This window comes from Mesorhizobium sp. M7A.F.Ca.MR.245.00.0.0 (genome assembly GCF_003997415.1).
Lineage (GTDB): Bacteria > Pseudomonadota > Alphaproteobacteria > Rhizobiales > Rhizobiaceae > Mesorhizobium.
Genome location: NZ_RZTE01000007.1, coordinates 41,473 through 53,274, shown reverse-complemented (window position 1 = coordinate 53,274; position 11,802 = coordinate 41,473). Strand labels below are relative to the sequence as shown.

Below are 11,802 nucleotides of genomic sequence, written 5' to 3'. Positions count from 1 at the left end.
CAACCTCACGGCTCCAGCTGTCCGAGCCATTTAGGTTGAGCGTGGCCAGCACGCGCTGCGCTCGCTCGCGATTTCCGAGCTTCCGCCGCATTTGTTCGACCTCGTATTCCAGCCTTTCGAAGGTCGGTATATAGGCATCTCCATGCCGGATGACCAAGTAGGCGGCAACAGCTAGACAGCATTCTAGCTCCGTGGCCGATGGATCGGAAAAAGGGGCGACGCCATACCAAGACGAGCAACGCCTCTCGAGGGCTTCCGAACTAGGCAAACGGCCAGCATGTGGCATGGGATAGAAACCTATGCCTGATCGACGAACCTAAAGTGCTCACGAAGCTTGACCGGTACGCGGGCCATCGGAGGGTTCTGCCTAAAACCGCCAAAAATTTTGAAACACCCATTCATCCGGCTCGAATTCAAAGGGATCGGCGATTTTTGGGTTATGGCTTGCAAGCATAGTTCAGCCCAGACAAGAACGCCTGATATCTTGTCGTTCACTGTCACCCTGCCAAATATGGTGCCGGTGACAACGGCAGTTTGGCGAGCAGAAGAATTCCCGAGACTGAGACGTTCTACGGCTTGGCCCATGTTCGCGCTCCTCCTCGATTGGAGACAGGATGGGCCATATGGAAGCGAATAAAAGGAGGTTGGTGACGAGTCTCGGTAGTGGAGTAGAAACGGGTGGAAAAGCTTGCGCTATTCGCCGTCGGCGCCGCTAAGCGCATTTGAGAGAAGGGGCAACGATCGCCAAGAGATGACGTCCGATCGCAAGCCGGCTAGAAATGCGACAGTGACGCGCCTTTTTTGGCACGACCTTAGCACCCGATCGGGCCTCAGCTGGTCGTCGTTGCGCAGCCGATCGGGTGCGATTTTTATAAAGCTCTCTTGGCTTTAGCTTTGAGAGCCCGTCATCGAGACAAATGCAAGGGAACGGTCCCGCCCCCTGGGGACATTCGACATGCCGTGGCAGCTTCCTATGGTGAGCCAGCGCATTCCGATACACGTTTTCCGCGCTCTACCGTTGCTCCAGCACCTGTGCTGAGGCTGAGCGCTTGATCAGGACCCGACCGCTGCTGTTGCGGGATGGTGACTGGGTTGAGGTCGCGAAAACCTTGACCGCGGGTACGTTGTTCATCCGGATGAGCGCTGAGCCGAGAAGCAGCCAAGAACGCTTCCCGTAATCGAATCCTACGGGAACCGCGAAACCAGCGTCCAAGGGACGCAATTCTCCGACGTCGTTCACTCAAGCTCATCTCGCAACTTGAACGCTTGCATGAAGCCGCTGCATGTGCGCCGGTGGACCGGATTGCTGCTATCCAAACCACGTGCTCAGTTTCGCCCCCGTAATAACTCTACCGTCCGAAACGGCTTTCGCGCGTCAGGTCCACCCCACATGAAAGTTCCGCGAGCAGCACGGACGGAGAGGCCGGTCACAACTCCTTCGCGTGCTCTTTTACTACCGAATCAAGTGCCAAATGGAGAGGCACTGCCTTAGAGAACAGGAAGCCCTGCGCGGTTCTGCAGCCAAGCTTGTACAGAGTTTGCCGATCTGCCTCTGTTTCAACGCCCTCGGCCATGACCTCGATCCCGAGCGTCCTACCAAGATCAATCACCGCTTTGACAAGCAGCCGATTCTCCCGGGACTTGGCTAAGCCGCGAATGAAGCCCTGATCTATTTTCACTTTCCTGATCCGACTGTCCTTGAGCGATGCCAACGTCGAAAAACCGGTGCCGAAGTCCTCGAGCGCGATAGAAATGCCAGCATGTGAAAGCTGGCCGAGCTTTTCATCCACTCTGTCCGGATCCACTGGGGCTTCTTCGGTAATCTCGATGTCGAACATCGTTGCAGGGAGGTCTTTTGCCGCCAGACCATTAAGAATCATCTCGTCAATATCGCCAGCTTCCAACTCGCGCGGTGAAACATTCATCGCCACACGAACATCACGACGGTCAGCTTTGACCAAGCCCTCGATAAGAGCGCAACAGTCGGCGAATACCGTTTGAGTTAGCAGCTGAAGCATTCCAGTTTCGCGTGCCGCTGTCATGATCTCGGGCGGAGAAATGGGACCGTGAAGCGGGTGAGACCATCTTAGCAAGGCTTCAAAACCGACGACGGCTTCAGTTTCGAGTCTTACGATTGGCTGAAACCAAGCGACCAAGCTTCTCATCGTTATCGCCGAATGAAGATCGCGTTCGATTGACTGGCGGCGTTGCAGTTCCCGGGCTAGCTCGGCACCGAACAGACAAAATTCATTCCTGCCGCGGCGCTTAGCTGTGTAAAGGGCGATGTCGGCCCGCAACAACATTTCCGTCAGTCCGGGGTTTTCAGCCAAGTAGATTCCTATAGACGCTCCAATGCGGACGGATGCGATCCCAGGATAGGGGCGAGCAAGCTTGGCTATGAGATTGGACGCGAGATTGGTGGGAGAAGGAGAATTCTTTCGCGAAGAAAAAACCAGCACGAATTCATCCCCACCGATGCGGGCGAGCGTTGAGCCCTCCGGTGCTTCTTCCTCTATTCGGCGGGCGATCCTGGCAAGCAGCTCGTCACCCGTTCTGTGACCGTAGGTACCGTTGACAGATTTGAACCCGTCCAGATCAATCAGCATGGCCACAAAGGGTCCATCGGTGTTCTCAAACTGATCGATTGCATGTTCGAGGCCCCGCCTGTTGAGGAGCGCGGTAAGATGGTCCTCCCTGGAATTGCGCTCCATTTCCGCGGCAAGCCGCTCGGCTTGATGTCTCAGGCGGCTCGCGTCACGGAAGCGCGCTTGTCCAACGAACGAGGATCGAACCAGGCCGCCCTCGAAAAGCAGGACGGCAAAAGCCCGAATGTAGTTTTCCGGGGCTCCCTTCGTCAGCAAACATGCGGCGGCAATGAGGAGTGGCGGTGTGATGAAGCATATCGCTGCCGCAGCATATGAGCTGCCGTACGTGACCGCGCCAGCTGAAATGCCCGCCAGAATTATTAGATGCAGCGATGCTTGAGACGTCGTGTATCCAGCCGTTAGGATGGCAAGGAATGACCAGGTGAATCCCGCCAGAAGAGCAAGCCTGCCAAACCAGCGAAGCCGCAGCCAAACCCGTGTCAGATCATCCTGGACTCCGGGTTCCTTCAGCTGATGACGGGCGAGTGCAAGGCGGGCGGCATTTATCGCATTAACGACCGAAAACCAGGCCGCGCCAGCAAGACCGTTCCCGGAAAGGGCCTGCACGGTCAAAATCAGCCCGGACAGCACAATGCTTATCGGCATTGAGACGAAAAGGCCTGCCCTCAGATCAGCGAGCTGGTCCTGAAGGATTCTCGCCTCCAGCGGATCTTCTTTTCCAAGGCTGGACGGGTCAGCTTGCTTACTCCTGCTTGTCCGCAGCCTATGCAGCCCCCCTGAAGGACGGGTTAATTCTTCAATCGGAGATCAGCGTCGGGGAGCAGGATTACTCCGGTGCATCATGCACTCTCTCCCATCGCTCGCCCAGCACGCGCAAAAATGCGACTGCTGGTGCAGTATCACCGCTGGAGCTCCGCCGATATCCCATGCCGGACAAGGGGAACATGTTGGGCAAAGCGAAGCCCCAGATGCCTTGCAAGCCGTGCCGCCAGGTGGTCTCTGGAGTAGAGTCCAATCAATATGTTCGTTGCATGGTAGAGCGGCGCCGCCGACAGGCGCAGCCGCCTTTCGTATATATGCAGCATGTCGGGGTCGCCAACATTGCGGCCGTCGCGGCACGCAGTCATGATTCCACGGGCGAGTTGCTTCTGGCTGCTGAGACCGATGTTGAATCCGTGAGCGGTCACCGGGTGCATGCCGATGGCAGCGTCGCCGATGAGTGCGGCGCTCGGCGCCCGGAATTTGTGCGCCCAGGTCGTGACCAGCGGATAGGTGTGGCGCTTGCTTGCCAAGGTCATTTTTCCAAGGCGCCCTCGACACCGTTTCGTCAACTCCGACAGGAACAAATCATCATCGAAGGCAAGCAGTCTATAGGCCTCGTTTGAGCGCAATGTGAGCAGCAGCGACGACATGCCCTCCGCGAGGGGCAACATCGCTATCGTCTGATGGTGATCGAACCATTCGATGGCGATCTGGTGGTGGGCGCGCTCGTGCCTCACTCGGCAAATCAGCATCGAGTGGCCAAGCCGGTTGATATCGGCGCCGATGCCTAGCAGATCACGCGTGGCGGACAAACGCGAATCCGCGGCAACAACCAGCCGAGCAGTTAAACGCGCGCCATTAGAGAGCGTTACGACTGCTCCTTCTTGGCTGTTTGTTGCATCGACGACCGAGTGGCCGCACAACAGCCGGGCGCGATCCTGCAAGCGGACGATTTTGAACAGCGCCTCGCGGATCCGGCAATTTGGAACCAAAACCCCCAGCGGTTCTCCAGAGTTGCTGGGAGGATCGAAACGAAGAGCGAATGCGCTCGAGCCGTTGAGCACGCGCGCGCCTTGAAGTGCTGATTTGTCCGAAGCCGGGATGACATCCCAGGCGCCGAGCTCGCGAAGGGTTCTGATCGAAGCGTTGGTCAGCGCGATTTCGCGACCATCGAAAGCCGGATTCGCCAGACTATCGAATGTGTTCTGTTCAACAACTGCCACCTTGAGTTCGCTTTGGGCAAGCGACGCAGCGAACGAAAGGCCGACCGGGCCGGCTCCAACGACAACGATGTCAAAATTATCGTCAGAGCCCATCAGCGTGCCGCCATCCGGTCGCCTATCCTCGTGTAACGGTGGAACTGAGCCGAGTGACATGAGCTCCGTGGCCGCCGCATTGCCTAAAGGCGCTGGGCCGGGAGATTCGCATCGATCGGCAACGAAGCACTCAAAGCGCTCAGAGGTGGATGCGGCTAACCGATCCCGCCCTTTGGCCGCGCAGCCGCGCAGATCGCCGCCAGCAAGCGAGACACTCGCGACGCTGGTCAGCCACGGCCGCGCCGCATCGATCGCCACATTCCACCTGGAACCCTTGCGCATACTACTCACGCTCCACGACGTCGAAGCGGGCTCTCTTGCGAGGGTATCGAACGTAGCGCTCTCTCTCGTCATCCCAGCCAAGGTAGCGGAAACTTTTATCCACGACCGCGCATATCTCATCAAGAACCTGCTGCATGGCTTCGATGTCGATGTCCTTGCAATTTAGTCGCCGATAGAGCAAAGCCCACGCGGCGACATAGTCGTCGAAATAGCGCGCGTCACTCGAACCAATGATCAACTTCGGACGGTTGATCGATCTCGAAAACGCACGTCCCAACCCCGATGATGCTCCGCAGCACGTTGACATCACGAGGATCTTCGGCGCTGGATGCGAGCCCTGGAACATTTCTACGAAGTCAGCCCAAAGAAGGCCACTTCGCCCACTGGACGAAGCGATCCCGTCACCATTGCCGTGCCCGGCGATGTGAAGCACGTCGCACTCCGCCTCCATCGCTCGTACTACAGCCTCACCAAATTTCGTTCGGTTCAACGCCATGTGGAGCTCCGCGCGGATGTTGACAGCCTTTAACAAGTGCTGCACGATCGGTCCCTCTTGCCTGTCGGCGAAGTAGTCATTTGCATTGTGGCAGTCGATGATGTGTACGGTGTTCATGGTACTCCAGCCGCTTGTTCGTTCATCGTCGTGACGAGCGGACACCACGCGCGCGGAACCGCGTGACGTGCGCTGGGTTCCGGTACCGTCGCATAGCCTCAAGGCGCGGGCCGGGAATCGGGATGGATCGGCAACGACGCACACAACCCATCAAAGGCGAAAGCTGTTGATCGGCCCCCGTGTCCGCGCAGCCACGCGGATGGTCAGCCAGCAAGCGAGATACACACGACGCCGGTCAGCTAATGGCTGCGCCGTAAGCACAAGGCATGGCCGACCACACGACAGAAAACCCAGAACCGTGAAGGTGCTGATAATGACGACCAATCTTTCCGTAAGTCATGCATTTCTCCGTCGAAGACTGGTCAATAGAACACACCGATGAGTATGACCCTGATCTGGATCAGCCAGACATGACCAATCGGCACTGGCGGTTCACGGTCAGGTGATCGACCGTGACGTTCCACTTTGGAACCCGTGCGCACATGGCCAAGCTCTCGTCCGGCCACGCGAGGTACTCTCGTGGCATCAGCCGCCTCATACTGGGTGCAATGGGAGGCAGTCCTTCGCACGACAGAGGCTTTTCACAAATGTAGTGTGCAGCTTAGGTCAAGATGGTCATGGAGCATGGAGCATGGACAGCTTGTTCCCGACCGAGCCGGCTCGACTGACGAGCGCGATCCGCGCATCTTATGCACAGCGGATTGAAATCAGCGTTCCGGTTTGTCGTCCCGATCAATTAGTATCCGCTCGGCGGCTCCGTCGAGATCTTCGTATTGACCGCTTCGCAATGCCCAGACGAAGCCGGACACACCCAGTGCACCCAGAAAAAGGGCCACTGGTATGAGATAGAGCAACGTCGTCACGAGGATTATGCCGAATAGCTGACTGCGGAGCGTCCGACTTTTTGAATAACTTGCAGCGTCGCATTCGCCCCGAAGCCGTGCAAGCGCAATGCGTTTCCAATAACAAGCACCGATGAGGCAGACATGGCAATCGCCGCTAACAAAGGCGTGGCGTGCCCGAGGATGGCGATTGGTACTGCCACCGCATTGTAGACGATCGCAATCGCGATGTTCTGGCGGATCAGGTGTCCCGCCTTGCGCGAGACGTCCAGCGCGAGAGGCACTGCCAGAAGGCTTTCGCGCAGGAATACGAAGTCGGCGGCATTGCGGCCAATGTCGGCGGCGGTAGCTGGAGCGATCGAGACATGCGCCGCGCTGAGCGCCGGCGTGTCGTTGAGGCCGTCGCCAACCATCAGAACCTTGTGTCCGTCTTTCGCCAGGGTCTCGATGCGCTCGACCTTGCCGGATGGCAGCAGGCACGGAACGAAGTCCTTGACACCCAGCATTTCTGCGACTTCACCGCAGGCACCCGCAGTATCGCCCGACAGCATTTCCACTGACACCCCGGCATGGCTCAATTGCCCGATCGCCGCCTTGGCGTCTGCGCGCAGCGCGTCCTCAAAATCGAAGGTCGCGACAATGAACCCGTCTTTTGTCAGCACGGTTCCGCCATGTTTGCCTTCACCACCGGTCCGGGCTCTCCATCCAGCCCATCCGCGTCGGCCTAGCCGCCAGGTGCTTCCGGCTCCAGTGGCTTCGATTCCAAACCCTGGATGCTCGGTGACGGCATCAAATTTGTACTGCCCGCCGGGATGGGCAAAACCGGCTATGGCCTTTGAAAAAGGATGGCGGGAATGCGTAGCCATGTCTCCCGCGACTGCCAGCATGGCCGGATCGATCGACGATGCATTGACCAGCCGGGGCTGGCCGAGCGTGAGCGTTCCGGTCTTGTCGAACACCGCTGTATCAATCGTCGCCAGGCGCTCCATGGCAGAACCGTCCTTTACCATGATGCCGTTCTCAAACAGGCGCCGCGCGGCGACCACCTGAACGATCGGTACGGCGAGGCCGAGCGCGCACGGGCAGGTGATGATCAGAACGGCAATGGCGATGGTTATCGCCCGGTGCCAGTCGCCGGTCACCGCCATCCAGCCAAGGAACGTCGCGAAGGCTGTGAGATGAACCACCGGGGCATAGAGCGCTGAAACGCGATCGGCGATCCGGCGATAATGCGCGCGGCCGCCCTCTGCGGCTTCCATAAGACGAACCATTTCCGCCAGAAACGAATCCTTCGCGGCGGCTGTCGCCTCAATCGTCAGCGGGCCGGTAAGATTGAGCACGCCGGCCTGAACTGCTTCGCCCGGCGCCACGTTTTTCGGCGTGCTTTCGCCTGAGGCCAGCGAGCAGTCGAGATCCGACGTTCCCTGGATGATCTTGCCGTCGACGGGGATCCTCTCACCGGCTGCGATCAACAACCGCATGCCTGGTTCGATCTCGCCGACCGGCAAATAGTCGCGCGCGCCGTCGCTGCGCAGCACCATGGCGCCATGTGCGGCCAACTGGGACAGGCCTTTCACAGCGGTCCGGGCACGTTCGCGCATCACGTGATCCAACGTGCGGCCGATCAACAGGAAGAACAGCAGCGATACCGACGCGTCAAAATAGGCGTGATCGCCATGGTTGATCGTCTCGTAGAGGCTCATGGCGTAGGCGAGCGAAACACCGACCGCGATCGGCACGTCCATATTCATGCGGCCATGGCGCAAAGCATTCCAGGCCGAACGGAAGAAGATGCCGCCGGCGAAGGCGAGGGCAGGAATGGCGATCAGCGCCGAGACCCAGTGAAACAGGTCGCGGGTAGCACCTTCGGCGCCGGACCAGACCGAGACCGAAAGCAGCATGATGTTGCCCGCCGCAAAGCCGGCAACCGCGACCGCGCGGATCAAATCCGATAACGTCCTGTCCTTGTCGCCGACCTCGGAAGGGAAGAGATGCGCCTGGTAGCCTAGCCGCCCAAGCGCGACGACGAACGGTGGGACCTCGTCACCACGCCACCGGACAGAGACCCGTTTCGTCGACAGGTTGACGCGGGCGCTCTCGACGCGATCGAGCTTTCCCAGCGCCGTCTCGATCGTCTGGATGCAGCCTGCGCAATGAACCGTCGGTACTGAAAGATCGGTCTGGTGAAGATCATCGCCAAGCGATCGGCTCGCCAGCCTGATCTCCTGGCTGGACGGCAGGACCGATCCGGTGTTGACCAGATCAAGCGCCATTTCGGCGCCCGGTGCACAACAACTCATTGCAGCGCTCCATTGGAAATCATGATCCGGCGGACGTCGCGATACGGTTTGTCCAGACCGGCGTCGGCGTCGACTTCGACAATCCAGACGCCGTCCTTCGGCATGTGCTGGGCTGCGAATTCCTGGCCCGAGGCGGGTGCGAGGGTGACCGACTTGTCCTCCTTCTCGTACGCGGGATGGCGAAACAGCACCTTGACGCCGTGCAAGGGAACCGGCTTGCCGGCGACGTCGGCGAGGCCATAGCGAACTTCGCCCCATGCGATGGTCAGCTTGCCGGTCCAGCCAAGTGCTGCCTGCGCCCGTCCTTCCTCGGCCTTCTTGTTGAATTGCTGGCTCGCCACATAGGTGTTTTCGACGACGAGGCCAGTCCAGCTTGTGCTGGCGAGCGTTGCCATGGTCAGATTGACTGCGATGACCACGCCGAAAAAGGCCAGGATGATGACCAGCATGTGCCTGCCGGTGAATTCACGAGGCTTTTGTACATTGGCAGTCATCTGAGGGGCTCCGGCGCGTTGAAGGTGGCGGTGTACTCGTTCGACTCAAAGCTGGCTCTGTCCTCGACGCGGAACTTGAAGGTCTGTGCCGGAGCGCGGATCTGGTCCGCCGGCTGGCGAACGAAGACCCTCAGCATTTTCAGGCGGTCGGGGTCGACCGGAATGGCGAAGGAACGGCCTGCGGGGATGTCGTCGCCGACGACGACCATGTCAGCGCCTTCAAGGCCCTGCATGGTTACGACGATCGTCCTCGGCTCGGGGATCATGTTGAGCAGCTTGACGGTATAGCCATTGCGGATGGATCCGTCGGTCAGCGTGACGAACTGGGGATTGCGATCATGCAATACGTTCAGTTCGAGCCGATCGCGCGTCAGCAGCGAATAGAGCAGGCCGAGGCCGATCAGCGACCACAAGCCCATGTAGACGTAGGTGCGCGGCCGAAAGATCTTGCGGATGTGAAAATGCGCCACCTTGTCGGAGAACAGGCCATCAGCGGTCCTGATCAGCGATGGATTGACTGAGCTGGACCCGCCTGCAGTCGCCAGCATCATGTTGGCGTTGTAGTCGGAGAGCGTCGCATAGGCGATCAGCCCACGCTCCTTGCCGAGCTTGTCCATGACGCCGTCACAGGCGTCGATGCAGAGCGCGCAAGTGATGCATTCGAGCTGCTGGCCGTCGCGAATGTCTATCCCCATCGGGCAGACCGCGACACAGGCATTGCAGTCGACGCAGTCGCCCACGGGCTGGCCTGCGGCCAGCACCTTCTTGGCGTGGCGCGAACGCGGTTCGCCGCGCCAGTCATTGTAGGTGACAGTGAGGGAATTTTCATCGAGCATGGCCGCCTGGATGCGGGGCCACGGGCACATATAGGTGCAGACCTGTTCGCGCATCAGACCGCCGAACGTGTAGGTGGTAGCCGTCAGGACGGCGACAGTGATGTAGGCGACGGGCGCCGCAGTGCCGATGAAGAGCTCGCCGAGCAGCGTCGGTGCATCGGCAAAGTAGAAGATCCAGGCGCCGCCAGTCGCCGCCCCTATGACCAGCCAGATGGTGTGCTTGGACACACGCAGCATGAGCTTGCGCGCGGTCCAGGGACCTGCGTCAAGTTTCATGCGGGCGTTGCGGTCCCCCTCGATCGCACGTTCGACGACGAGGAACAGATCGACCCACACCGTCTGAGGGCATGCATAGCCGCACCAGGCACGGCCGACAGTCGAGGTGATCAGGAAAAGACCGACGCCCGCCATGACCAGGAGGCCGGCCACATAGAAGAATTCCTGGGGCCATATCTCGATGAAGAAGAAGTAGAAGCGCCGGTTCGCGAGATCGAGCAGGACTGCCTGGTCCGGGGCAAATGGACCGCGAGCCCAAGGCAGCCACGCAGCCAGGTAGTAGATGCCAAGTGTGATCGTCATCACCAGCCATTTGAAGCGACGAAAGTTGCCCGAGGCGCGCTTCGGAAAGATCTTTTGACGCGCGGCATAAAGCGGCTTGCGGGTTTTGGCGGAATTGACAGTTTCTGTTTCGAGCCGTGTCAACTGCGTCTTATCACGCATGTGCAACTCCACTTTCCCAGCCAATGTCAGGGGCACCTGTCGTAAAGCCTCGCGGTAGGATAGCCTTGCCGGGTTGTGCAGATCGCATTAGGGATGGTGTCGAGGCCCGGCTCACGCCGGGCCTCGTCCGCTTGGCAGGGGGGACCGAAGAATAGGACTTCCATTCCTATTCTCCGCCGCCAAGCGAATGGACATAAACTGCAAGTTCCTTGACCTTGATCTCGCCGAGACGGCCAACCCAGGCCGGCATGACGCCCTGTTTTGGCGCACGGACCTGTGCGGCGATGGCTGTCTCACCGGATCCATAGAGCCAGATCGCATCGGTCAGGTCGGGGGCGCCGAATTCCCTGTTGCCTTTTGCATTGTCGCCGTGACAGGCGACGCAGTTCTCGGCAAAGACCTTGGCGCCGGGTTGGATCAGACTTGCATCGCGGACCTTGCCGGAAAGGCTGGCCACGTAGGCGCTGACTTGTGCGATCTGGTCGGCGGTAATGATGTCGCCGAAGGCCGGCATTTCCGACAGGCGCGTGTCCGGATCGGATGCGAAGCGGATGCCGTGCGTAATCGTCTGCTGGATCTGCTCGGCCTTGCCGCCCCATAGCCAGTCGTCGTCGTTGAGATTGGGAAAGCCCTTGGAACCTTGGGCGCCGGAGCCGTGACATTGTACGCAATTGACCTTGAAAGCGGCGCCACCGGCGGCGATTGCGAATTCGCGCAGGCCGTCGTCCGCGGAGATCTCCGAGACGCTCTTGGACTCCACCGCCGAGATATATTTGCCCTTGGCGGCCTCAGCCGCAGTCAGCTCGTTCCTGACCTCGTTGCGGCTGGAATAGCCGAGCACACCCTTCGTCGCCGAGTGCAACAGAGGCCATGCTGGATAGGCGATGGTGTAGCCTATCGCCCAGACAATGGTGACGTAAAAGGTGATAACCCACCATCTGGGAAGCGGGTTGTTCAGCTCCCGGATGCCATCCCATTCGTGGCCGGTGGTCGAGACGCCAGAGATTTCATCGATATGCTCGTCGCTCATG

Annotated in this window: 8 protein-coding genes; all 8 read right to left on the bottom strand. The window is 59.4% G+C overall.

Features of this window, described 5'->3' with window-relative positions:
* Positions 1-1,427: 1,427 nt before the first annotated feature.
* Entirely contained in the window at positions 1,428-3,251 is a 1,824-nt protein-coding gene (locus EOB80_RS10630; protein WP_245463523.1) for an EAL domain-containing protein, read from the bottom strand.
* Between the two features lie 254 nt (positions 3,252-3,505).
* Positions 3,506-4,687, bottom strand: a complete 1,182-nt coding sequence (ubiM, locus tag EOB80_RS10625) for a 5-demethoxyubiquinol-8 5-hydroxylase UbiM (RefSeq protein WP_185928959.1) — start codon at positions 4,685-4,687, stop codon at positions 3,506-3,508.
* 280 nt (positions 4,688-4,967) lie between these two features.
* On the bottom strand, positions 4,968-5,579 hold the full coding sequence (locus EOB80_RS10620) for a hypothetical protein (protein WP_127317709.1): 612 nt from the start codon (positions 5,577-5,579) through the stop codon (positions 4,968-4,970).
* A gap of 707 nt (positions 5,580-6,286) precedes the next feature.
* Complete coding sequence (gene ccoS / locus EOB80_RS10615; RefSeq protein WP_081714250.1) at positions 6,287-6,442, bottom strand: cbb3-type cytochrome oxidase assembly protein CcoS; 156 nt, start codon at positions 6,440-6,442, stop codon at positions 6,287-6,289.
* Between the two features lie 5 nt (positions 6,443-6,447).
* The gene (locus tag EOB80_RS10610) at positions 6,448-8,721 is read right to left on the bottom strand and encodes a cation-translocating P-type ATPase (RefSeq protein WP_126059322.1); all 2,274 of its coding nucleotides are present in this window, start codon (positions 8,719-8,721) and stop codon (positions 6,448-6,450) included.
* Positions 8,718-9,215: a FixH family protein gene (locus EOB80_RS10605; RefSeq protein WP_126057792.1), complete on the bottom strand. Its 498-nt coding sequence runs from the start codon at positions 9,213-9,215 to the stop codon at positions 8,718-8,720. The genes EOB80_RS10610 and EOB80_RS10605 overlap by 4 nt, the downstream gene beginning before the upstream one ends.
* Positions 9,212-10,771 (bottom strand): cytochrome c oxidase accessory protein CcoG, encoded by a 1,560-nt coding sequence (gene ccoG, locus EOB80_RS10600; RefSeq protein ID WP_127327581.1) that lies wholly within the window; start codon positions 10,769-10,771, stop codon positions 9,212-9,214. The genes EOB80_RS10605 and ccoG overlap by 4 nt, the downstream gene beginning before the upstream one ends.
* Before the next feature lie 166 nt (positions 10,772-10,937).
* Entirely contained in the window at positions 10,938-11,801 is an 864-nt protein-coding gene (gene ccoP, locus EOB80_RS10595) for a cytochrome-c oxidase, cbb3-type subunit III (protein ID WP_126057790.1), read from the bottom strand.
* Position 11,802: the final 1 nt, after the last annotated feature.